The 24,878-nt window shown below is 42.6% G+C and carries 21 protein-coding genes; 13 read left to right on the plus strand and 8 right to left on the minus strand.

Going from position 1 to position 24,878, the window contains the following annotated elements; genetic code table 11:
- Window positions 1–29 precede the first annotated feature (29 nt).
- The 8 genes from tnpB (at window position 30) to PGH26_RS02220 (ending at window position 8,237) form a co-directional block, all read left to right on the plus strand.
- Entirely contained in the window at window positions 30–383 is a 354-nt protein-coding gene (tnpB, locus tag PGH26_RS02185) for an IS66 family insertion sequence element accessory protein TnpB (protein WP_323692402.1), read from the plus strand.
- Window positions 384–450: 67 nt separating this feature from the next.
- Complete coding sequence (tnpC, locus tag PGH26_RS02190; protein ID WP_323691474.1) at window positions 451–2,022, plus strand: IS66 family transposase; 1,572 nt, start codon at window positions 451–453, stop codon at window positions 2,020–2,022.
- Window positions 2,023–2,288: 266 nt separating this feature from the next.
- Entirely contained in the window at window positions 2,289–2,912 is a 624-nt protein-coding gene (locus PGH26_RS02195; RefSeq protein ID WP_323692403.1) for an Ig-like domain-containing domain, read from the plus strand.
- A 45-nt stretch (window positions 2,913–2,957) separates the two neighbouring features.
- On the plus strand, window positions 2,958–3,488 hold the full coding sequence (locus PGH26_RS02200) for a DUF6431 domain-containing protein (RefSeq protein WP_323692404.1): 531 nt from the start codon (window positions 2,958–2,960) through the stop codon (window positions 3,486–3,488).
- 134 nt (window positions 3,489–3,622) lie between these two features.
- Window positions 3,623–4,885, plus strand: coding sequence for a DDE-type integrase/transposase/recombinase (locus tag PGH26_RS02205; RefSeq protein ID WP_323690949.1), 1,263 nt, complete (start codon window positions 3,623–3,625; stop codon window positions 4,883–4,885).
- The gene (locus tag PGH26_RS02210) at window positions 4,878–5,681 is read left to right on the plus strand and encodes an ExeA family protein (protein ID WP_323690948.1); all 804 of its coding nucleotides are present in this window, start codon (window positions 4,878–4,880) and stop codon (window positions 5,679–5,681) included. The genes PGH26_RS02205 and PGH26_RS02210 overlap by 8 nt, the downstream gene beginning before the upstream one ends.
- On the plus strand, window positions 5,678–5,935 hold the full coding sequence (locus PGH26_RS02215; protein WP_323690947.1) for a DUF5348 domain-containing protein: 258 nt from the start codon (window positions 5,678–5,680) through the stop codon (window positions 5,933–5,935). The genes PGH26_RS02210 and PGH26_RS02215 overlap by 4 nt, the downstream gene beginning before the upstream one ends.
- Window positions 5,936–6,068: 133 nt before the next feature.
- The gene (locus PGH26_RS02220) at window positions 6,069–8,237 is read left to right on the plus strand and encodes a hypothetical protein (protein WP_323692405.1); all 2,169 of its coding nucleotides are present in this window, start codon (window positions 6,069–6,071) and stop codon (window positions 8,235–8,237) included.
- Between the two features lie 237 nt (window positions 8,238–8,474).
- On the opposite strand, the gene PGH26_RS02225 is transcribed toward PGH26_RS02220, so the two are convergent.
- The 4 genes from PGH26_RS02225 to PGH26_RS02240 form a co-directional block, all read right to left on the minus strand.
- Window positions 8,475–9,296: a zinc ribbon domain-containing protein gene (locus tag PGH26_RS02225; protein ID WP_323692406.1), complete on the minus strand. Its 822-nt coding sequence runs from the start codon at window positions 9,294–9,296 to the stop codon at window positions 8,475–8,477.
- Between the two features lie 12 nt (window positions 9,297–9,308).
- Window positions 9,309–10,715 (minus strand): TcaA NTF2-like domain-containing protein, encoded by a 1,407-nt coding sequence (locus PGH26_RS02230; protein ID WP_323692407.1) that lies wholly within the window; start codon window positions 10,713–10,715, stop codon window positions 9,309–9,311.
- Window positions 10,716–11,108: 393 nt separating this feature from the next.
- A complete protein-coding gene (locus tag PGH26_RS02235) occupies window positions 11,109–12,863 on the minus strand; it encodes a GMC family oxidoreductase (protein WP_323692408.1) in 1,755 nt (584 codons plus the stop codon).
- Between the two features lie 28 nt (window positions 12,864–12,891).
- Complete coding sequence (locus PGH26_RS02240; RefSeq protein WP_323692409.1) at window positions 12,892–13,695, minus strand: gluconate 2-dehydrogenase subunit 3 family protein; 804 nt, start codon at window positions 13,693–13,695, stop codon at window positions 12,892–12,894.
- Between the two features lie 600 nt (window positions 13,696–14,295).
- Between PGH26_RS02240 and PGH26_RS02245 the strand changes: the two genes are divergently transcribed.
- From PGH26_RS02245 to PGH26_RS02260, 4 genes are all read left to right on the plus strand, one after another.
- Window positions 14,296–14,772 (plus strand): GNAT family N-acetyltransferase, encoded by a 477-nt coding sequence (locus PGH26_RS02245; protein WP_323692410.1) that lies wholly within the window; start codon window positions 14,296–14,298, stop codon window positions 14,770–14,772.
- Between the two features lie 360 nt (window positions 14,773–15,132).
- Window positions 15,133–15,912, plus strand: coding sequence for a gluconate 2-dehydrogenase subunit 3 family protein (locus PGH26_RS02250; RefSeq protein ID WP_323692411.1), 780 nt, complete (start codon window positions 15,133–15,135; stop codon window positions 15,910–15,912).
- A gap of 23 nt (window positions 15,913–15,935) precedes the next feature.
- Entirely contained in the window at window positions 15,936–17,699 is a 1,764-nt protein-coding gene (locus PGH26_RS02255) for a GMC family oxidoreductase (RefSeq protein ID WP_323692412.1), read from the plus strand.
- 80 nt (window positions 17,700–17,779) lie between these two features.
- On the plus strand, window positions 17,780–18,352 hold the full coding sequence (locus PGH26_RS02260; RefSeq protein ID WP_323692413.1) for an SCO family protein: 573 nt from the start codon (window positions 17,780–17,782) through the stop codon (window positions 18,350–18,352).
- A gap of 64 nt (window positions 18,353–18,416) precedes the next feature.
- Here PGH26_RS02260 and PGH26_RS02265 read toward each other — a convergent pair whose 3' ends face one another.
- Entirely contained in the window at window positions 18,417–20,666 is a 2,250-nt protein-coding gene (locus PGH26_RS02265) for a TOTE conflict system archaeo-eukaryotic primase domain-containing protein (RefSeq protein ID WP_323692414.1), read from the minus strand.
- 335 nt (window positions 20,667–21,001) lie between these two features.
- Between PGH26_RS02265 and PGH26_RS02270 the strand changes: the two genes are divergently transcribed.
- Complete coding sequence (locus tag PGH26_RS02270) at window positions 21,002–22,150, plus strand: SEC-C metal-binding domain-containing protein (protein WP_323692415.1); 1,149 nt, start codon at window positions 21,002–21,004, stop codon at window positions 22,148–22,150.
- Between the two features lie 120 nt (window positions 22,151–22,270).
- On the opposite strand, the gene PGH26_RS02275 is transcribed toward PGH26_RS02270, so the two are convergent.
- The 3 genes from PGH26_RS02275 to PGH26_RS02285 form a co-directional block, all read right to left on the minus strand.
- Complete coding sequence (locus PGH26_RS02275) at window positions 22,271–22,393, minus strand: hypothetical protein (RefSeq protein ID WP_323692416.1); 123 nt, start codon at window positions 22,391–22,393, stop codon at window positions 22,271–22,273.
- 1 nt (window position 22,394) lies between these two features.
- On the minus strand, window positions 22,395–22,682 hold the full coding sequence (locus tag PGH26_RS02280; RefSeq protein WP_323692417.1) for a hypothetical protein: 288 nt from the start codon (window positions 22,680–22,682) through the stop codon (window positions 22,395–22,397).
- Window positions 22,683–23,096: 414 nt separating this feature from the next.
- Window positions 23,097–24,851 carry a sulfatase family protein gene (locus PGH26_RS02285; RefSeq protein WP_323692418.1) on the minus strand — a complete coding sequence of 585 codons (1,755 nt, stop codon included), beginning with the start codon at window positions 24,849–24,851 and terminating at the stop codon, window positions 23,097–23,099.
- Between the last annotated feature and the right edge of the window lie 27 nt (window positions 24,852–24,878).

Genomic DNA, 24,878 nt, shown 5'->3' on the forward strand with positions numbered 1-24,878 from the left:
CAAGTCATTATACGGGAGCTGATGAACCAATGAGGCAAGATTATACAGATGTTCAGAATATCTATATTGTCTGCGGAAAAACAGACATGCGAAAAGGAATTGATGGACTCGCTACACTCATTCAAGATTCCTTTGATTTAGATCCATATGGTGATTCTATTTTTCTGTTCGCAGGTGGAAAAAAGGATCGATATAAATGTCTATATTTCGATGGTGATGGTTTCGCTATGTTGTATAAAAGACTCGATGCCGGAAAACTTCAATGGCCACGTAGTGAGCGGGAAGTGAAAAATCTAACGCAGCAAGAACTTCGTTGGTTGCTCGAATGGTTAGCTATTCAGCAGCCAAGAGCGATTGCTCCTTCATTAAAAAGCTCCTTTTAAAAACTTCTGTTCATGGGCTCCGCTATCCGGTATACTACGTTCAACAAGAAAGAAAGCGGTGAAGGAAATGGCCAATCGTACCTCTGAACAAGCATTGGAAAAAGTCATCAGTATGTTGGAAGAGCAATTGGCGCATTCCAATCAACAGAATGAACAGCAGTCCAAGCAAATCGAAAAACTAACTGAGCAGGTTCAGCACTTGACGAAGATGCTTTTTGGATCAAAATCCGAGAAATCAAGATACAATGTGCCCGACGGGCAAAGCTCTTTGTTCGATGAGGAAGAGGACCCTTTTCACGATTCTGAGCAAACAGAAGATCAAAGCCAACAGGTGATTTCTTACACTGTTGTTCGTAAAGCATCGAAGAAGAAGCGGAATGACCATTTTCATGAAGGTGTGGAAACGGAAGTTGTTCATCATTATCCTGACCTACTCACCTGTAGCTGTTGTCAAAATGATTTGGCAAGAATCGGTGGGATAGTCGTTCGAGAAGAAGCAGAATTCATCCCTGCCAAACTGAAACGTATTCAGCATATGGAGCACTCCTATGAATGCAAACACTGCAAACTAGATAGTTCTATAGCAGCCAACATCGTGCGCGGAAAGGCACCTCAACCGGTGATTCAACGGAGTCTCGCAGGTCCAAGTGTGCTAGCCAAGGTCATATCAGACAAATATAATCTTTATCTTCCTCTATATCGTCAGGTAAAAGAATGGCTTCGTCATGGGTTGGAAACGAATGATAAAAATCTATCCAACTGGGTGATCAAGGTTTCAAATGAGTGGCTATTGCCTTTATACCAACGGATGACTTCACTAGCGATGCGAAGGACTGTCCTACATGTTGACGAGACAACAGCGCAAGTGATTTATCGGCCTGATGGAAAGCCTGGGAACACGAAGGCATACAATTGGGTCTACAAAACTGTTCCCTGCCAAGGACCTGTGATGGTGCTTTTCCATAGTTCGCTATCGCGAGCACGAGAAGTTCTGAAGAACTTCCTTGGTGATTACAAAGGAACAATCATTTGTGATGGCTATTCTGCATACGGCGGTTTACCAGGTGTCACCTTTGCCAACTGTTGGGCGCATGTTCGTCGTTATTGGCTGAAAGTCGACAGTAAGAATGGTAGGATTGGCGTCGACTATTGCAATCAACTCTATCGACTTGAGAACAAATTCAGAGAAATGCGTCCTGGCAAAAGGCGACGAATGCGAAAGAAGTATTCCAAACCGATTGTGACCGCCTTTTTTAAATGGATAGAAGAAAGTCATTTCTATGGGAAGAATGCGATTGCCACTGCAACTGACTATACATTGAAAAGAAAAGATGAACTCCAACGTTTTCTTTTCGATGGGCGGATTGAAATTGATAATAATCCAGCTGAAAATGCCATCCGTCCCAATGTTCTGGGTCGGAAAAACTGGCTTTTTTCTGTCAGTGAAGCAGGTGCTCAAGCAAATGCGATCTGTTTGAGTTTGGCTGAGACTGCAAAAATCCATGGAATCGATTTCTATGCATATTTGAAAAAAGTATTAACGGATTTGCCGTCTCTTCATTTCCAGCAGACTTCTGAACTATTGGATGCTTATTTTCCGTGGTCGCCGCAAATTCAAGAAACATGTAAATTGAGATAGCCCTTCGTCTTCAAATTATTGAAGAGAAGGGCTATTTGTAGAGCATGCCGAAAGGCTGTGCTTTTTTATATTACGGGCTTACGATTTTTTAAGAGAAGGTTCTTTTATGTCAACTGTGTTTTTAATATCCGTCTTCAATCAATTGGGTATGCTTAATTAATAGGAATACAACTAACAATTTATTGATACTTTTGTTCTAGTATAATACTCCTTAGCATGCTATTCTGAAAAGGATGGACGAGTACTTAAAACTGAGGAGGAACAAGATGAGAAAAGTGTTTAATGTGTTTGCAATTGCTTTGATGGTAGTCTTCACTGCGCTTACAAGTTTTCAGCCAAATGTACAGGCTGCGGGTAACGGAGAGTGGAAAGTAATTGAGTCAAAAACGACTAGTGACGTCAATAAGCCGTGGACAATTACACTTTCTAAAGAAGTTGATGCAACTTCCGTAAAGGCAAATGAGAACGTCTATGTGCTGACTGATTTAAACGAGAAAAAAACAGTGCAGACGGAGGTATCTGGAAACACCATTAAAGTTATACCGTCCAGCTCATATGAAACTGGAAAAACGTATGAATTGTTAATATTAGATACCGTGAAGTCAAAGAACGGTACTTCATTAAAAAACACAAAGTTCAAGTTCTCTGTGAATACTGAGCAGGGATCTGCCGATGTGAAAATCACAAAACCTGGTGTTTATGGGGGGACCTCTGCTAATCCTAAAGTCTATACAGGTGATGTTTATGTAGAAAGCGATGGGGTTAGTGTAAAGCATGCTGTTATAACAGGTAATTTAATTGTAACAAATGCTGTAGACGCTCACTTTAAACCATCAGAAAAGACTATGCCTTTTTCAAATTCCTCCAGATTGCACACTGTACACTTCTGAGATAATATGCTAAATTTTTTGCATATTAATTCGGGAGGTTTTTTTATGATCATTTCTCATAACTTTGGAATCGGATTAAAAGAATATCAAGAACGAGGGATTTCCAACGCATTTCCTCTATTTGATCACTGTCCACATTGTCATTGTGTATCACATGGAAACATCCATCGTCACGGATTCTATTGGAGAAATGGAGTGAATGATGAACTAACCGTTAGAATTCCCATTTGTCGTATGAAATGTTTGATGTGTCAAACGAGTTTTTCCATCTTGCCTGACTTTCTTCTCCCATACTTCCAATACACGCTTTTTACGATTCTTAGCCGTATTAAACGCGTTCTTGATGGAAAGAAGAACAATACTTATTGGCAATTACTACACTTTCATTTGAAACGTTATTTGAAGAATTTAAAATGGATTCATAGCTATTTCATAGACAATGGGAGTGTTTCGGGGATTTCTTGCGATGAAAGAAAAGAAGCCAAAAAATATATGAAAAGGATCCTGGATTTTGGCGAATCCTCCTTCTTACGAAGGAGCTGGGGTCACTTATCAAAATATTTTATGGCACATTAATTCTACCACAAACCACTAGATAATTTACAGATTATTTATCCCACACACCTTTTTCATAGTCGGATAATTGGGATAAATGTAGAATAATACTCATGGATGACCGGTCGTCCTTCCAATTAAAGGAGGAAGATTCCATGAATGAAAAAACAAGAGATGAAGTGGCCTTGTTTCGTTACGGCCTCATTGCGCCATTAGTAAATCAACAAGTTGAGGCAAAGACGTATTTGAATGAGATTGAAGGAAAGATGCATATGGTTCCACATTATGGTGAACGTAAAATCGCAGCTAAAACTGTACAGGAGTGGCTACTTCACTATCGAAGAAATGGCTTTGAAGCGTTAAAACCAAAGAAGCGTGCAGATCGAGGCGTATCAAGGAGGCTCTCGTCAGATGAACAGGATCATCTACTGGACAAACGAAAAAAATCCCTCCATATGCCCATCAGCGTCTTCTACGAACAACTGATTAAGAAAGGAGAGATCAACAAAAATGAAGTTTCATACTCTACTATAAATCGATTATTGAAAAAACACAACCTTGTGGGGAAACATATTGGAGTAACGCAGGAAAGAAAACGATTTGCCCACGACAAAGTAAACGTACTATGGCAGGCAGACTTATCCCATGGACCGTACCTAACGATAAAAGAGAAAAGCGTAAAAACCTTTTTGATCGCCTATATAGACGATTGTTCAAGGTTAGTGCCCTACGGGCAGTTTTTCACATCGGAAAAGTTTGATGGATTACGTGTTGTCACAAAGGAAGCATTAATTAGACGGGGCAAGCCAACCATTATTTACGCAGATAACGGTAAGATTTATCGCTCCGAAACATTACAGTATGCCTGTGCTCAAATAGGCATCACGCTCGCACACACACAGCCCTATGATCCTCAAAGTAAAGGCAAAATAGAAAGGTTTTTCAAAACCGTCCAGACACGTTTCTATCCGCTTTTAAGAAAAGATCCTGTCCATTCTGTAGAGGAGTTAAATGAGCGCTTCTGGCGATGGCTAGAAGAAGATTATCACCGTAGAGTGCATGCTTCCCTTGAAGGACAAACCCCTCATGAGGTCTTTCAGTCTCAGCTTGATCATGTAACCTTCCTTGAGGATATCGATGTGCTAGATACAATTTTCTTGAAACGTGAGCATAGGAAAGTAAAAGCAGACAGCACAATTACGCTAAATAAGAAACTGTATGAAGTACCCAATCGCTTCATAGGGGAGTCGATTGATATACGAATCGATGATAAAGGGGTTTATATTTTTGAAGAAGATAAACGTGTGGGAGAAGCAATCCTGGTCAACGTACATGACAACGCACACGTAAAGAGAACACGTTCTCCATTCTCTGTAGCTATCCATTCAGAAGAGAATGGAGGTAAGACACATGTATAAATCATTTTACTCCTTAGCACGCACTCCATTTTCAAAGGAATTGGGATCGTCAGAAGCTTTCCAGTCTGAGGATTATCAGGGTGCTATACAAGGACTACAGTATTTACAGAAATCAAAAGGAATCGGTCTCTTGATAGGCGATCCAGGTGTTGGCAAGACATTCACCCTCAGAATGTTCACAGAATCACTGAATCCGTCCTTGTATCATGTCGTCTATTTCCCCCTGTCTACCGGAGGCGTCATGGATTTCTATCGGGGTCTCATCTACGGTCTTGGAGAAGAGCCTAAATTTAGGAAGGTGGATCTTTTTCGGCAAATCCAACAAGGTATCGAAAGAATGGCTGTCGAAAGGAAGATGACTCCTGTTTTCATCCTGGACGAGATGCATATGGCAAAGGATGCTTTTCTTCAAGATATTGCGCTCCTGTTTAACTTTCAAATGGATTCCAAGACGCCATTCATCTTAATTTTATCTGGATTACCTCACCTAAAAACGCGCTTACAATTACAGCATAATCGTCCGCTAGCGCAGCGTCTTATTATGAAATACGAAATTCATGCCCTTTCAAAGGACGAAGTCGTTACCTATATCGCTCATCACATGACATTAGCAGGAGCTAAAATGCCAATCTTTAATGAAAATGCGATAGAAGCCATTGCCTTGCGTTCACAAGGATGGCCGAGGGCCATCAACACATTAACCATTAACAGCTTATTATTTGGAGCCCAATTGAAAAAGGAAGTCATTGATGAGGAAGTTGTTCAGTTAGCCATTGAGGATGGTAGCTTATCATGAAACGAGGGATATTGGTCTATGATCACTCTATTGAAGAATGGCGCCTATGGATAGGACACACACGCTACTGGATCCAGCAGGGCTATTCATTCGAAGTCAAGATTGATCAGTATTATTTCACTGCATTTCTAGAAAAAGATAATGATTGGTTGGTAACTTTAAATGGGGACGTTGTGTTCACGCTTCATGAACACGAGATTTATAAAGTACGCGTTCAAAAAGAAGATTATATTCCAGTAGATGCCCCTTTCTAAGGGGTATTTCTTACGAATCGCTAGCTGAATTAATTTGAAAATATATATTCACATTATGAGATAATGTGAAAAACTGAGCGCATTACCCCAGATTTACTCCTGGTTTATTGTGCAAAACAGTAGCTGGAATATTGTGCCCGGTTACACAAATGCAGTTGGAGAAGGAGAAGTGACATTCGATTCTGTTACTGTTAAAGGAGAAACTAAGATTCTTGGCGGCGGACCAAATAGTATCCACTTCAAGGATTCTGTGCTTGTAACAGTTATCGTCAACAAGAATAATGGTTCGATTCGTGTGGTTGCAGAAGGTGCTACCACGGTACAAGAAGTGCTTCTGGAATCCAGCGCAATTCTTGAAGCTGCTTCATCGGCAGCGACTATTGAAAACGTAGAGATTATGGAAGGCGTTGCGAATAGTACAGGACCGGTCAAGTTAATCGGAACATTTGATACGGTTAATAACCGCGCCACTTCTGTTGAGATTCAGTTACCTCGAGAATCATCTGTCAATGAATTGATATTATCTGCACTGTCTTTCATTAAAGGACAAGGGCTCATTAATCGATTGAACGTTACAAGCAGCGGAAATGATTCCACTGTTGAGAGTAAGCCGCAATCCGTTGTTCTTGATATCTCAGGACACGTAACTGTAGATGGAGAGAAAATCGAAGAAAGCTATTCGAATGTTGTAAAGGCGACAATTCAATCGATTCAAGCAACCATGAGTTATACGCGTGTCGACTTGAAAGAGCCTAAGTATGATTTAACTGCACAAGATTTTATAATTACAGCTGAAAGCAATGGGCAAACTATCCCGTTGACTAATTTGACATACAATGCAACTATGCAAATGTTTATGTATAATCCACTGCCTGTAAGCTATAAAGATATCGAAATTACAGTCAGGAAAAATCCTGCATCTGACGCTTTGACAGAAGGTGTCTTTTCGAAGAAGTTTTACAGCACAGAAGGATTTAGCGGAAGAATTACCGATATTTTTGGAAAAGGCTTAGCAAATATGTCACTTACATTTGAAGATTCATATGTTCGTGGAGTGACAGATCGCAATGGTTATTACTTTGTTGAGGCGCAGCCAGGAGTACATTACGGTACGATTAGTGGACCAGGATTCATCAAAACAACGATTACTGGCAGTGTAGCAACTGGCCGATTCACTACGGGTATTAACGAAACAGCGATCCGTGCAGCAGCGACAGATGAAATGAAAATCATGCTCACTTGGAACGATATGGAATCAGATATGGATTCCCATCTAGCTACAGAAAACTTCCATGTTTACTATGGTGATAAAACCTATGGTGATTACTCTGAAAGCGGAAAGTACATGGAATACGTCGATTTAGACTGGGATGACACACAATATTTCGGTCCTGAAACGACAACGATTCGCAAATGGCAGGATGGACGTTATATTTTCTTCTTGCATAATTACTCCGGCGATAATGCAATGAGTTTATCAGATTCAAAAGTTCAGATTTTCCAAGGGAATTCAGAAACACCGACTCATACTTTCAATGTACCAGCGGACACTGGTGATGATCGATACTGGGGCGTGTTTGAACTATTCGTTTCTGAGAATGGACGTAACATGGAGTTGAAAGAACTTAACCAAATGGCAAGACACGAAGAGTGGCTCATTCGTCCGTATGACAGTTTACTAGATGGAATTCAATCATTGAATGATCAATTATCAACAGAGCAAGATGCAAGTGAAGTTGCAAAGTTACAAGCAGTGCTAACTGAGGCGAATACGATATCAGCAAACAAGAAAGCAACCACTTCTGAATTCTTAGCGGTGCTTCGTAAAATCTCAAAAGTTATTAAATATAAGGACACTCAAAATTCTGGTCCGTTATATGCATTCCTGCCAGAGTATGAGGACTATAGTAAACCGTTTGAGTGGAAAGGATTTATCCGCGAAAACCAAGAGCATGATTTGCGTGACAGTGATCGTGTGACACTGAAAGCTCGGATAGGTTATTGGGATGAAGATTGGTATGACTATACCTATTTAGCAAATCAAAAAATCCAGTGGGTGGTAAACAGTACGGGTCAAACGACTGAACATACGACAAAATTACCTGCTAACTATGATGACAGGTATGAGGCGATTTTGTTCGATGGAACGTATGGAGAGCTAAAATCGCTTTATAGTCAAGGATTTTTATTAACGACTACAACTAATCAAAGGCCCGGCAACTGGTACACAGTGGAATTGGCGCTTTCGTCAAATGAATCATATAACGAGTGGAGTATTTATCAGGAATACTGGGAACAGTAATTACTGCTGAATACCTAGTACGTAAACAATTCAAATCTAAGATAAGGCTCGTACAGCAAGTGCGGAAAACCCATGAATTCACTAAAAAGGAGCTCATTGTCCCTAAGCGGGAACGATGAGCTCTTTAGTGTTTCAAAAGTGCAGCTGAAAGAATTTTTGTCTATAGGATAGCCAATTCGAGATTTCTAGTTTTCTTCACACATGAGTTGAATCGCAAGTTCTTGTACGAATTCCCAATCAGAAATCCATTCCCATATAGCCGATCAGTTCACCAATTGCGGAATCCATAATCAGCAGGCTGATCAGGAAACCGAGGATTGCTGTGAATGCAATATAGAATAGGAATGCATAAAATCCATCGATGGATTTGGTTTGATGTGCGAGCAGTTTGATCATCACATACGTGGGTACTGTACCGAAAGCCAGGATGATTCCGATGTACAGGATGATGCCTGAAACCGTGTAAGAACTAATGAGCGCAAGAAGAATACTTACTGCTGAAAGTGCAATCGGAAGTGCAAAGTACCCGCCGATTTTACGGATGATCTCACTGAATGTTTGATTCTCCGAGAATAGCTTACTGGTCACGTAAACAGAAGTTAAGTTTACAGCCAAAACCAGCAACGAGAATAGGGCCAAGTAAAATACGATTGTTATGATAGAAGGTCCTTCATAGATTCCGTATGCGGCTCCGAAAAGTGAACGAATGATTGAGTAGATTGCGAGTGCCGTGAGCAGGATGTAAAGACCGATGCTCAATAAGCTATTCTTCAATCCCGAATTCACTTGTTGGAGATGAGCAGAAGGTGATTTGACTTGCTGCAGAAGGAAACTCAAAAATAATTTGGATTCACTCTTCAGCTTTTCAATTTGTTCGTTCGGTTGGGCAGGTGCTGCTTCTGGCTGCGGTGCTTGTTGATAATACTGGGCAGGATCGGGTTGAGTTGCAGCCGCTTCAGTAGGTTCATTGTTCGTTGTGTTGCTAATCATTGCGGTACCGCACTTTCCGCAGAAGTTTCCCTCTGACTGAGTGTGCCCGCATTTTGGACAAGTTTTCATGTGAACGACTCCTTAGTATTTTGTCTTTTTTGTCTCCAAGTCAATGATGGCGTCTATTACGTAATCGCCATTCACCTTGGAAATTACATACTTTTTCTTTCGATCGTATCGCAGTGGCGGGTCTTTATAAGAACTGTAGTTGAATTTCTCATAAGATAGGAGTTCAAATGAACCGGAAGACTGCGGCGTTACTGAAGTGACGTCATTCAACAGGAATTCATAGGCATAGCCCGGAATGGTAATATGATCCGATACGAATTTCGCATAATCGATACGGATTTGAGAACCGGGTTTGAAATAGTCTTCAATAAAACTGAAGTCTGCATAATAGATGGCATCTTGGTAATCGGAACGGAAACTTTTATAGAAATCTTCCACCTCTGTGATTTCTTCTGAAAGCTGCTGTTCCTGCTGGACATGTTCGAAAGCAAGATAGATTTCTTCTGAGACTGCAGGAACTTCAGCGGATTTCACTTCTTTACCATCTTTGTCTTTGCTGACTGCCTGTATTTTGATGGACTTGTTCAATTGTGCAGGATAGATTTCCTTGAGTTCACTCACTTTTTTCTTTGTGGATGTTCCATTAATGTAGACAGTTGCATCTTCCAAGTCGGAGTTCAAATAGAGTGTAGTGAAATCCCAATCGATATCCAGTTGCTGTCTATTTGACTCATCCGGAGTTAATGTATACGTACCTTTTCCTGCTAGTGGCATAAGCCCGCCAGTCGATTCGAAGGACCATTCGTATTCTCCAGGGATGAATTGACCGATTAAGGCAGATTCCTCGGCTTGAGCTGTCGTGATTTCCTTACCGCCGAAATGGAAGGTTGTATTTCCAAGTGGCGGTATAACTGTAACAGCAGTCGGCAAAATCGTGAAATTCACGTCTTGATAGAGTCCGAGGATTACAGGTTTCTTCGTAATGGAGATGAATTCTCCCGTATCGTAGATCATGTCCGCAGGCTGTTTGTTTTTAATCTTTTCTGCTTCGTATGTAAGTTCGTTTCGGAGATCTTTCCAGCCGTACTCACTGACTAGTGCATAAAAATTATCGGCACTCGCAATCGTTCCCTTTTTCAGGTTGAATTGCTTAAAGAATGCTTCATGATCCTGATTGTTGTAAGCGGTATTCATGCTGTCGATTTTCTTCATAGGATCGTACATGTTTTGCAAAATGAAATGAGTTGATATAAGTCCGATAGCTGCAATGCCTGCTAGAATCAGCATGATTTTAGAACTTTTCTTCATAGGCTTTTTCGGTGGAACTGCGGACCTTTGTGCGACGGGTGCTGCAACAGGTGGCGGTGAAGTGGGCTTGGCTGTCTGCTGTGCATCATTCACTTGAAACGTCTTTCCGCAATTTGAGCAAAAGTCCGCTTCTTCCGGGTTCGGTTTTCCGCATTCTGTACAATATTTCATAATTTTGTCTCCTTTCTTCGTTTGAATTGTATTATACAGGAACAAAAGTAGGAATAAAAGAGTGCGTACATGTGCTTATCTGTCAATGAGAAAGCAGGAAATTTGTAGGCAATTCTTCTAATCATATGCGTGAAGGTGAAGTTAATGAGCAGGAATGAAAATAAAAAAACGAATACCTCAACTATCGGATAGAGAATAAAACCATGCACAATTCAAATTCAGCATCAAACAAGTCCTTCAAGTGAAAAAAGAGCTCATTGCCCCTTAGCGGGAGCGATGAGCTCTTTGTGATTTTAACTATATAACTCGTAATCTTTTTGTCCGGAGTAAGTCATTTAAGATTCCTTATTTCCTCAAGGATGAGCCGAAACGCGGCCTTTTTACTCATTTCAATCAAGCATTCTTCTCAAGCAACTTCTCTGCTACATTGCCGCCTTCTTTTAAATAAGTGAGCATGCCTTCAGCAGCCCGGTAGGCGAAAGCGCCGATTGTGACGGTCGGATTGTAGTTACTGTTGTGCGGGAAGGATGATCCGCCGACGACGAATAGGTTGTCCATGTCCCACATTTGGGAATAGGTGTTGACTGCGGATGTTGCCGGGTCTGCCCCCATGATTGCACCGCCGAAGAAGTGGTCGGTGTAGAACTTATGGTCGAATTCGATATCGTCTTTTACCTCAGTGACGTTCATCGAATCGGCACCCATTTGTTTCATGATTTCTTCGCAGCGGGCAACGCCGGCTTTCGCCCGGTTGCGGTCTTGCTGTGAGTAGGTCACAGTTACGCGCAGAAGCGGATTGCCGAGTGCATCCTTATAGGTAGGATCCAGATCCATGTACGTTTCTTTGTTTGGCAAAAAGCCGCTTTGAGCGGTGATGAACAAGTTTCGGTTGAAGTATTTCAAAGATTGTTTCTTGAACTCCTTGCCCCATCTCGGTGTGCCTTCAGGGACCTCGTTATGCGCAATTGGGCGAGTGCCGAGCTGGCTGTAATGCACTTCGTAGCCGTGCAAATAGTCGAGATTTGTATGGTCTTCGTTGTCTCCGCTGAAGTCATCGATCGATGCTCCGAGACCTCCAGTACCCATGAAATTGTTGAATTTCTTCTCTTCGAAAAATCCGCGTGCGCCGATATAAGTTGATAAGTTATTGAAGTGTCCGGTGAAGTTCTTGCCGATGATTCCTTGGCCGGTCTTTGGATTGTACGGCTGTCCGATTTTTGACGTAAGCAGCAGCTGTGTATTTGTGAAAACGAAACCGGCAAGCACTACGATATCGGCAGGCTGTTCGAATTCTTGGCCAGTAGTGATGTCCGTATATACGAGGCCCGTCGCTTTTTTACCATCATGGCTCACACGGTTAACGTTGGCACTGTTGCGGATTTCAAGATTGCCTGTCTTAGAAGCAGTCGAAAGTACGGTGCCGATCGGATCGGCTTTTGCACCGAAGTCACAGCCGTATTCTTCACAAAATGCACAGTAGACGCATCCGTTGATCTTCTCGCCGTCCGGGTTCTCGTAGTTTTGGGACATGTTGGCTGACGGGATCCGGTATGGATGATAGCCAAGCTCTTTTGTCGCTTTGCTGAATAACTTGATCGTCGGCGTATCTTTCATCGGAGGATTCGGATACTTGTCAGAGCGCGGAGGACCGATCGGGTTTTCCTCACCCGAAATGCCAGCGGTCTTTTCGTATTGATCATAATAGGGCTCAAGCTCATCGTATGTAATGCCCCAGTCCTGCATGGTCGATTCTTTCGGGATTTTGTCTTTGCCGTATCGTTCCACAGTTTTGCTGTAAATCTCAAAATCATATGGGAGCCAGCGGAAAGCCATACCGTTCCAGTGATTTCCGGCGCCTCCTGTATGATTTCCGAGACGGGCGTTCGAGTTGTTACGGACAGGAATCGCTTCTTTGTTGATGGAATTCCTGGAAGTCATCGTCGTCTTACTTAAGTCTTGCATGAGATCATAGCGTTTTGAATAGCGCAATTCGTCTTTCGTACCGACGAAGTCTTCGTGCTTCTTATCTTGACCCCGCTCGAGGATGACGACCTTATAGCCTGCTTTCGTCAGTTCGGCAGCTGCGATTCCGCCGGTCCATCCTGACCCGACGATGACTGCATCCACTTTCTCTAATTTCTTGACCATTGAAACTCCTCCTTATACACGTAGTGATTTAATGTCCTTGGTAATCTCTTAAGCTGACAGGTTCAAGTTTTTGGAATTCATCCTGCTCGATATAACCGGCATATGACGCTTGCGCTCCTGGGAACTCTTTCATCTTCCAGCCTTCCATGTTGCGGTTGCCGCCATACTGCGGATCTGAATAGGCGCCTTCCAATGTGGATTGCAGCAGCAGATTGAAAAACTCGGATGCCTGCACGCCCCTCATAGCGACTTTGTCGTTTTCGAAGTCAGTCAGCAGTTCGATCTGCTGGTCCTCTGTTGCGCTGTCGAATGCTGTACTGAACCGTTTCTGACTCTCGTCATCGAGTGAACGGAGTCCAAGCAGGAACAGATCCCCCCGGTCTAAAATCGATTGTTCACCGGCAGTACCAGCACTTTTATCATTGTCTTCCAATTTGACTGCATAAGGACTGTGACGGTAATCGCGGCCATTAATGCCCCAGCGTCCCGCCAGCTGCTTGTCTATGTAATAAGGTACACCGAGTTTGATGGCACCTGGACCATGCTCATCTTCCGGCAAAATCTGTTCGGTTGCTGCGGACAGCACATCGAAATCGTGAGCACGCGTGAAGAACTGACGAGCTTCCATTGACATTGCTTCATGTTCTTTTTTGTTCACAACCTTTTTCTCGTCTTTCTTATCGAAACGATTGGTGATCAGCCCTCCGAATAGCGAACCTCCGACAAGTCCTCCTGCAAGAACTCCTGAATTCTTCAAGAATTTCCTCCGGCTCATGTCCTGCTGATGTTGTGCTGCCTCTTTGGCAGTCCGAGGCGGTCGATTTTCCTCCACGTTCAATCCCTCCTGAGTCCTCAAATTTTTGTTGAATTATGGTAACCCATTTATCAACTGACCTACTATAGCATACTAGATGCTTCGGTTGTCGAATTAAGTCGGAATACCAGAATGAATGATTCGAAAGTCTTTGATTTTTGTAAAATATTAATAGTTCCTTTAGTGAGTTGGATTTCAGGAGTTGTTATAAATTCACAGATTATTTTCGAATGACGTAAGAGGGATGGCGATGAACCTGGAGAAATCGATTGCTGGACCATAGGGGATAAAGAAAATATTTGCAGTATAAAAAAGCCATCGTTACCATCACTAACCGAGATCGATGAACTTTATTTTGTTTCCAAGGAATAACAAGAATTGTACTTGCGCGTAATTTAGTTAATGATGATCTATCGAAGATTCTTGAATTCCGATACATATTGTTTTACTCGTATTCTGAAAGGTGTCAGAATTGTATTAGGTCCAGGTACCGCTATAAAAATTAATAAAATTATAACGTCCAACTATTATAGAATTATAATAAGTTGGAAGTTTCAAATCTATAAATTAGGGAGTATTTTGTAACGAAATACTAGTCTTATTCAGGAGGATGAACACATGCACATTCGGGAAATGACCGTACAAGATAATGCAGCAATCGAAGAAATTATTAAGCGCTCATTGGAGTCTGTCGGATTGGATATACCGGGAACAGCCTATTATGACCCTCAGCTCGGTCACTTGGCGGACTTTTATAAGAGTCAAGATAACGCGAATTACTGGGTTGTGGAAAACGATGAGGGGGTTGTTGTCGGCGGGATTGGAATTGCCCCCTTTAACAGAGAACAGGGAATATGCGAGCTGCAAAAACTGTACATTGCACCAGCTGCACAAGGTCAGGGACTATCGAACGGCTTGATGGAAACAGCCCTGCAATTCGCGAAACAGCATTACAGCGCCTGTTATTTGGAAACTTCCACTCAACTGAATGTCGCCAATCAGTTGTATGTAAAATTCGGATTTACGCTGCTGGATGAACCGATTGACGGTTCTGATCATCATACGATGGATGCATGGTATTTGAAAAAACTTTGATGGATTTCGTCTGTACATATAGCAATCACTTAAGGGGGATGGTCTAACAACCCCCCCTTTTTTGTTTGTCTTCAAATCATCTTCAATGAATCTGAAAAATAGTTCGTTAATCGAACTATTAGTATATAAAGAATAATAAAGTGTATGTTATTGCCAAAAATGAGCGGTTGTAATTTAGAAAAAACAGCAGTATACTTCATAAGTTATCCATTGTCCAACAATTTTGTACATATGCACGAGTCGGTCTGCGTGCTGCATAGCAGTTTGAAAACATAAGTACCAGTGGAATGCATGCGTATTCAAATTTCTGTGGATAAGCAGCTTTACAACTATAAAAACGGTTAGAGGGAGGAAAAGCGAATGGCAGATAAAAACACGAATAAGCCAGAAAATAATGGACAAGTGGCAGATCCAAGTCGCCGTAACTTTGTTAAGAATTCAGGGATCGCTGTCGGAGGAGTAGCAGGAGGAGCGCTGCTCGGAGGACTTTTCACAAGTCAATTCGGTAAAAAAGACGATAAGAAATCTTCATCGGGTGCCGATAAAAAGCCCGAGAAACGATATGAAGAAGCTCGCATGTTCTTTACTCGTTTTGCCGATTTTGCAATCCTGGAGCAGGCAACTGAGCGTATTTTCCCTGAAGATAAAAACGGTCCAGGAGCAATTGGACTAGGGGTTCCTTATTTCATTGATAAGCAGCTTGCAGGTCCATACGGTAACAATGTAAAAGATTATCGACAAGGTCCTTTCACGAATGGTAATGGAACTGCAGCAGATTCCAGCTTGAATCGCGGAGAAATTATAATTAATGGTTTGCGCAAGATGAGCGATGAAAGCATGAAGCGTTTTGACGCTAAGTTTGATGATGCATCTGAAGAACAGCAAACTGAGATTTTGAAAGACTTTGAAGCAGATAAAGTTCAATTAAAAGGAATCAGTTCAAAAGCATTCTTTAAATTGCTGCGGACATTGACGCTGGAGGGCGCTTATTGCGACCCATTATATGGCGGAAATCGAGATATGGAAGGCTGGAAAATGAAAGAATATCCAGGTTCTATTGCTTCTTACGCGAATATGATCGAAGAAAAAGAATTTATCAAAATGGATCAAATCAGTTTAACAGATTATCAGCCAAAATAATAAATGAGTAAGGAGTGAATACTATGGCAAAGATGTTACCTAAAACAGATGTAGTCATCGTTGGTTCCGGCTGGGCAGGCGGAATTGCAGCAGCGGAATTATCGAAAAAAGGATACAAAGTAGTTGGTTTGGAACGAGGTAAAGCGCAAGTGCGTGAAGACTTTATCGGATCAAAAGACGAACTTCGCTATGACAGCCGCAAGGTCATGTTCCAGGACTTAAGCAAAGAAACGTTGACGATTCGTAATACAACGGATGAAGTGGCATCGCCAAACCGAAGTAACGATACGAACGCGATTAACGGAACAGACACGGGCGGTTCAGGTGTTCACTGGAATGGCATGGTGTATCGCTGGCTTCCGACCGATTTTGAAATGCTCAGTAAAACGGTTGAAAAGTACGGGAAAGACATGATTCCTAAAGACATGACCGTGCAAGACTGGGGAATTAAATATGACGCGCTGGAACCTTATTACGATAAGTTCGAGAAAGCAACCGGCATATCAGGTGAGCCAGATCCATTGCGCCCGGGGCAGCGTTCAAGCGACTACCCGACACCGCCGCAAAAAGAAACGGAAATCATCCGTACATTCACGAAAGCAGCGAAAGAACTAGGATACCATCCATATCGAATTGCTTCTGCAAACCTTTCAGAAGCGTATACAAATCCGGACGGGGAAACGATTAACGGTTGTGTTTACTGTGCATTCTGTGAAGCATTCGGCTGTGATTTCGGGGCGAAAGCCGATCCGATCGCTACCGTGCTGGCAACTGCTTCGAAAACCGGAAATTATGAACTCCGCAATAATGCGTATGCAGTCCGCGTAGTGCATGAAAACGGTAAAGCGACAGGGATTAAGTATGTCGATACAGAAACAGGTGAGGAATTCATCCAGCCTGCTGATTTAGTAGTAGTCAGCGGATTTGTATTCTCGAATACTCGCTTGATGCTGTTATCTGAAATCGGAAAACCATATAACCCTAAAGATGGAACGGGTGTAATCGGTAAGAATTTAACGGCTCACCAACGGAACTTGACGCATACACGCGTACGCGGTTTCTTTGATGAGAAGAAGTTTAACCGGTATGCTGGAACAGGTGCACTGGGTGTAACGATGGATGATTTCAATGTTGAGCAATTGGATCATACGAAATTAGACTTCCTGCACGGCTTCTGTCTAAGAACTTCTCAACGCGGAGATCGCCCGATTTCGAATAACCACGTTCCTGAGGGCACGCCTTCATGGGGGCCGGAATTCAAAGAGAAATCCCTGTTTTATGCGAATCGGCGCATCGACGTACAACAGCAGAACGGTGCACTACCTTGGCGCGAAAACTATATGGACTTAGACCCGACGTATCGGGATGTATTCGGAGATCCATTGCTGCGGGTGACAAGCAAGTTCCATGACCAAGATCGGAATATTGTGAAGTACGCGCACCAAAGATCGAAGGAATTGCTTGAGCAAATGGGCGCGGACTATATCACAGTTCCTGACATCAATGAAGACACTGAATTTGATAAAACGTCTTTATCTGACCACACAGGCGGCGGTGTAATCATGGGTGAAAATCCGGAAACTTCTGCTGTGAATAACTATTCACAAGTATGGGATATGGATAATCTATTTGTAGTCGGAGCTTCATCGTTCCCTCATCTAGGCAGCTCTAACCCTACTGCGACGGTTGGTACATTAGCGTATCGTGCAACTGAAGGCATGATTAAGGTGCTGGAAAACGGCGGACAGCTGATTCAAGACGGGAAAGAAACAGCAGCTGCTAAGTAATAATGAAATGACGATAAAATAGGAAAGGGTGTGTTCAACCGCCCTTTCCGTTATACATACGATAGCGAGGATGTGTGCCTATGAAGATAAAAGCCGCCGTGATCCTGTTTGCAGCCCTTGTACTTCTTAGCGCATGCAAGCCGAAAATCGAAACGAATATGTCCGAAACGATACCGGATTTCAAATACACAACGCAAGATGACCAGCCATTCGGATTGAAAGACCTGAAAGGCGACTGGTGGATTGCTTACTTTTCCTATACCCACTGCACAACGGTATGCCCGCGAACAACAGCGAATATGGTAAGCGTTCAACAAGATTTGAAAGAAGCCGGCCTGTCCCCGCAAATCGTCTCATTTGGCATCGATCCCGAGAAGGATACTCCAGAAATTCTGAGACAATATGCCAAGGATTACGGAGCCGATCTGCATTCATTCACCTTTTTAACAGGATATGATTTCGAAACGGTTCGTGATCTGTCCATGAACACGTTTAAAGCGGTGTTAGATACAGGCGCATTAGACCAGCGCACGCATAGTTATTACTTTTATTTGATCAACCCCGAGGGGAAGATTGTGAAAAAGTATAATGGCTTGAGCGGAGAGGATAATGATTTGCTTGTGGAGGATGTGGAAACGGTGTTAGGAAAGTAGAAATAAATAGAAAATCACTAATGACCCCTAGCTAAATCGAAGGGGTCATTAGTGATATTTTTAATCAAAATAGTTTCATTTGTTCTGCTTCTGCACGGTTTTCTTCTAATGTTTTATACCCTAACTCCCGAAAACCTTTCTGACGCTTTTCTGCCATGGTGGCTAGTGAAGGTACTTTTCTATCAATATAGTCATAGACCCGCACTTCATGTTTTCCACTATGGTTTCGATGGAGTCGCCCAACGTATTGAGTGAGTATACCTTTTCCGGAAATAGGCATGACAAGTAGTAATGTGTCGAGTCTCGGGAAGTCGAATCCTTCTCCAATATACTTCCCAGTCGCGATTATGAGGACTTCTTCATCGTTGTGAAGATGTGAGATTCTATTCAAAGCTGCCTCACGCTCTTTCTTCTTCAAACCACCTGACAAAGTGATAACATTTTTAACGAATCCCTTAAACAGCTGACCCAATATATTCACGTGATTGACGCGTTCGGTAAGTATAAGAGGAGTTCTTCCTTCTTCAAGTGCCGCAAGTACGTCTTCAAAAATAAGCTGGTTACGTGTGTTATCTTCCACAAGTTCTGTATATATCTGCTGAATAGTTTCGGCTGTTGTTTGGTAATTCGTTGGCCGCTCCATTAAAATATGGTGGTAGGGGCGTATTTGTGATTGAGATTTTGCATCTGTTTGGTAGAGAATGGGTCCGCACTGCATCGTAATAATGGGATGAAGACCGTCTTTTCGTTTAGGTGTTGCGGTTAGTCCTACCACGTGTTTCGCACGAATGGCTTGCATCACGCGTTCGAATGAAAGTGCAGAAAGATGGTGACATTCATCGACGACCACTTGTCCATATTGTGTGACGACAGATTGAATGGCACCTTTTGTAGTTAGCGATTGAATGGTTGCGACATCGATTATTCCAGTCGTTGTCTTTTTCCCACTCCCGAATTGTCCAATAGAGGTACGAGGGACATCGAGAAAAATGGCTAACTGTTCCATCCATTGTTTTAGCAATTGTGTCCGATTCACTATGATAAGTGTATTTACTTTACGTTCTGCGATTAATGCAGCGGCAGTCACCGTTTTCCCGAAACCAGTTGCAGCTGCGAGAACGCCAGAGTCTTTAGACATCAGTGCATGGATTGCATCCTGCTGTTGAGTAGCTAACGTTCCTTTAAAGTCGACATCTATAGGATTTCCGGTATTACGATTTTCTTCAAATTCGAGAGTGATATTTCTAGACGTCGTCAATCTTATTAATTCTTGTTCGCATCCTCTAGGTAGTATGAGATGCGTGCTGTTTTGCAATGAGCATTCGATTTGTGTTGGGATATTATGCGTTGATAAGCGGTTGGCTCGAGCTTTATAGAATGCAGGGTTACTGAAAGAGGCTAATTGTTTAAGTTCATTATGTAAGGACTCTGATAAATTTGCTAAAGGTATGTGCATGCCGTTTTTCCATATGACAGGGAGTACTGTTAGTTGACTTTCAGCAAATATGGATGGAGAGATTCGTTGAATTGCCTTCTCAACAGTTGTCTTATTTATCTTTGGGATTGTGGACATGTACTCCCATTGGTCTGTTAAAGGTTGAAAGGTATTATCTGTGAAAACGCTGTTTCCATTCATGCGAGGATGGCGTTGTAATGGCAGTGCAATGAGATTCCCGATACCTCCTTCTTTCAAAAAGTCTTGGCTAGGAAAGAAGCGGTCGAATGATACAAAGGCATTGTCTTTCTGCTTAGATTGAGCTTGTTCAATTAATATCCTTCCAAGCTGGCGTGCTAATGAAGCGGGGATGGCTTCGGAGAAAAAAATCCATACGTGTGCGCCATCACCTGATCGAGAACGCTCGATATGAAAAGGGAGTTGTGCGTGTTTGCAGCTGGCTGCAAATGCCAGGGCATCGTCCCGCCAATTGTTTTTATCAAAATCTGCAGCGAGAAACCAGCACGTGTTGTTTGGCAATAGCGGATAAATACCGATTGTTCGTTTCCCGCTTAAGTGATCGTAAAAAGCCTGATCTGACAGGGGGATATAAGTATCGTTAGTCGTAGCTGGCGAGTAGGTGGATTTTCCATCTTTTGCGTTGCGGCGTATAGCGAAAACGTCAGTCCGTCCTTTGAATAGATCGCGAAATAGCTGTACTTTTTTCAAGGCTGAAGAATCATTCTTTACATGTGTTATTTCGGGATTAAGTGCAATACTGGGAAGGTGATGCTGAATGAGTTTTCTTAAATACTCATTCTCGTTTTGAAGTCTTTTGCAGTCATCACATAAGCTTATATTTTGGTCTGATGATTTCACAGAGCATCCTCCTCTCAGTTATCTGTATTGGCTTGTTTTCACTAGTGATTTCTAGGAATAATACTAGTGAGAAAGACGAATTTATATCTGTTACTAATAGAATAACATGACTATTAAAAGGGGTTCTAGGATGAAGTAAACTTGACAGTTGGATTGCTGAAATAATTTGTACTCATCAGCGGAAAACTACTAATGAAAATGATTAAGAGTTGATAAAGCGTATAATGAAATCAAACTTCTAATTCTCTCAACTTATGATAACTCTAGTCAGGTCTTTGTGATTGAAGTTGAATGAAGGAAGCGGATTATTCTAACGATGTATAGGAGATGTTTCTATGAACAACCGATTTATATCTGAAATCGAACCATATCTAGTAGCTGATGAAGAAATTGTACAGAAGTTCGTTTTATATGCGTTGAAAGACTATCCATCTATGCCGATCGAATGGCAAAATCGATTGTTGGAAGAAGCCCTCACAAATGAGAAGAGTCGGACATCCATTTTGCTGTATGCTCCCAGGAAGGAAGCGAATGGAGAGACTGTACGGCTGTTACTTGCTCTTTTAAAAGTAGTTAAACCGGAGCGTGCTCATCTTGTTGCAGGTGCATTAACTAAATTGAAACCGGAATTGTTGGTAGAATGGAATAAGGAACTGGCTGGTTGTGTGCCACACCTCGTTTTAGAGGAAGCGCATTTTCTTATTGAAGCTTCTGACGATGAGTTGTTCGAAGCCTTTGATACTGGCATCGCGCAACTGGAGATGGAGCAGTCATATAATTATGCACTGTTTAATCGAGTTATTAGAAGGATGGAGCAGTTAGTCAAACGCGGTGTATACGGAAAAGCAAGAATTGAAAATGTGTTGAACCGACGTTCAAAGAATTTGTATTTCAATTATGAAGAAATCGTTGCTGTACGAGCAATCGGGTTGTTGAAGTTAGAAGAGTATATCCCGTTTTTGTCGGAACTTCTTGTCAGGGATGAAGATGTCTTACTTGAAGAAACGGCAGAAGCGCTCGTCCAGTTCCAAACAGATGAGGTTGTAGAAGCTGTGACTCCATATATGTTAAATCAGGAGTCCGTAATTTTTGCGATTGCTGTGTTATCTGGAACGAAACTTGAGAGTGCTGAAAAAGCCTTGTTTGAAAACTATTACAACGTTCCACCTTACTTGAAGGACTGGGTGCTCGAAGCACTAGCTCATCAATTGTCTGACAAGACTTTTCCATTAATCGACACATATATTGAAGATGGTGGAATCAGTGCTGAAATAGACATGGATCTAGTTTCTTATAGTTTGTATACAATCAAAGGTAAAAAACACCCGGAAATGACGGATTGGAAGACTTCTTATGAAAATAAGCGAAATCGTCGCATGAAGTCGATATCCGGATTTGCGCCAGTAAAAAACGAAGTTAAGATAGGAAGAAATGATCCTTGTCCTTGCGGCAGCGGAAAAAAATATAAGAAGTGCTGTGGTTAAGAGTCCCATGTAATCTAATAGCTTGTGGGCTTTTGTACATGTAGTCCTTTGCAGTGTCTACGAAAATTGGACATTACAACATACAAAATCGCCAGACAACATCAGCTGTCTGGCGATTCCTCATTTCCCTTGTTCTTTCTTCAAGTTTTCCATCCGCTCTTTATACTCATCCATTAACGCAGTGATGCGATCCACTTCGTTTTTGATCATCGACCGTTTTTTCTCTTCCGTTTCATTCATCATGTCATGATATTCTGTTTCGCGTATTTTCGATAATCTCAAGCAAATCTTGTGTAGTTTGTTCATTGATAAGTTCTTCTTCTTCAAGTAAAATGGCAGCACCGGCGAAGCGGTCGCTTTCCGTGTTAATAGCGAATGTAATTTTATCGCTTGAGCGGCGAACGGTTTCGTAAGCCATAGCTTCTGGCCATCCAACCGGTTTTTGAAAGACTAAGGTAGCGAGATCGAGGTCGGAAGGAAGCCAGACTTTCGCGATGCTGGAGGTCATTTCTTCCAATGTATCCGCGGCCATATATGTCCCGTTCCCTGCTTCGGCGACCTTTGTTAATGTACCTGCAGGAAGCTGTGCCAGTTCTTCGGGTGTTGCTGCTGGAACACTTATGGAGGCATCCCCGGATTTTTGGTTGTCTTCATGAGCGACGGTGGTGACTTTTTCAGCTGCGGGTTCAGGTTTGTTGGAGCACCACGTGAAAACAATGCAGGCAAAAAAGGACGATTAGCGCGGATTTTATCTTCATCAATGAACAGCCTCCTATTGAAAGGTTTGGTACATATACGAAGAATTACGAAGACAGTTTCAAGTAAATCAGTTAGCTATCCATTAAGGTTAATCCATTTGACTGCAGATATAGAAAATCCTCTGCCTCGTATACATCGAGGTAGAGGATTTTTTCATAAATAAAACCTTCTATGCATCTTCGTCATCTCAGCCTTTTTTCGGCGTTAACCTCTTCTGTAAATGCTGCCCTTCCAGCATATTCAAGAGTGTCCGTTGAATGGCTTCGGTTTCAGGCGAACAGCATCCGGGATCCGCTAAGTTTTTCGTTTCAAGCGGGTCGTGCGCAAGATTGTACATTTCATATTGGTCCGGAACAGGTTTGGTTTTGACGACTTCCACTACACAGCCGTCTTCTTCCACAAACGTCGTATCGCTGACGCCGGGATCTGTCCAAAATTGGGGATTGTCATAGTAGCGGGCGAACTTCCAGATTTCTGATGTGCCATTGCACCCCGTTTTTAGTGAAGCGACGATTGCTTCGATGGAGCTTGGTTCGACGACGGTTTCATAAGGCTTTCCTGTAATGAGGTTCGTTTGATGAAGTCCTTTGAACACGTTGTCATCAGTCATGAAATACAAAGGTTCATCAGCACGGAAGAACGTAGGATTTCCTCTCAGCAGCGGTGTTAAATCCCTTCCGACGAACGGCCGGGGTTCGATATGATCGATGGCCAGCTTTTGTCGGATTTCTGCTGCGTCAATCCCGGCCAATCCCAGCAATGTTGGTAAAATGTCGACATGGCTGGTGAGGGAAGTTGTCTGTTTTGCATGGGGGAAGAGTTTTGGACTGTGTATGACGAAAGGAACATGGATGGATTCTTCGTACATCGAATACCACTTTTGGTATAGCCCGCCTTGTGCGCCGAGCTGTTCGCCGTGGTCGGATGTGAAAACAACGATTGTATCCTCTGAAAAGCTTGATTGCTGCAGTGCTTTTAGTACTTTCATCATTTCATCGTCAACTTTTTTCTGTAAGCTGTAATACAGCTGGCGGTAGAAATTGTTGTTAATGATCGGCTGTAATCCTTTTGGGTAAGTGAGTCGGTAGCTGTCTTGAACAGATGGTTTGGTTGACAGCGAATCGTGAGTTGTCGGAGCAGGAGGGATGTGCGGAAGTGATGGATCCACTTCGAAGTTAAAAGAGGGAAGGAGTGCAGAAAATATGCCATAGAGCGCAATGTCATGCGGGTTCACGAATGAGCATTGGATGAACCATGGCGCGTGATTATCTTTGCCCCTTGCTGCATGATCCAACGCTTCGATCAATTCAACTGTCTCCGCTGCATACACTTCATCACGTCCGCTCGTTCCGAATCCTGCGGACGATGCTGAATTTCTCGGGTCGGTTCCATGCGGATCCGGTCCAATCCAATCGGAAAATCCGAACGCTCCTAAGCGGTCTCCTTCTCGATAAATTCTTTCATTCTTCTTATTGGGTGCTCCAGTAATTGTGTTGTAACTTGGCAAAGCATTTTTTGTGCCGGGAATCACGATATCCGGTTCGGAAGCATGCCATTTGCCTTTCCAAAACGTGTCATACCCCGCAGCCCGAAAGTAATCGCCTGCTGTCGGGACTGTATTTGGGTCCAGCCAGAACTGGTCGGCATCGTACGAACCTTTCGCGGCACCCGGCGTTTGGGATACGCCATGCAGGGACGGATAATGTCCGGTATATAATGTTGTTCGACTTGGTGCGCAAGCAGTGCTTCCGATGTAATGATTCAAAAACGTCATCCCGTTTTTCATTAACAGCTGTTGCGCAAGCAGCTGTTCACGTCGCCACTTTTGAAGTTCTTTTGTTTCGTATACTGGCGGGAAGCGGTCTTGATCGACCATAAGAAATAAGATATTCGGTTGCTTTTTACCGCAACCGCAGTCGCAATTTGCAGGATGATCTTTCATGAGGTTCACCTTCCTAATTTGTAGGTA

The organism is Sporosarcina jeotgali (genome assembly GCF_033304595.1).
In the GTDB taxonomy this organism is placed as follows: Bacteria; Bacillota; Bacilli; order Bacillales_A; family Planococcaceae; genus Sporosarcina; species Sporosarcina jeotgali.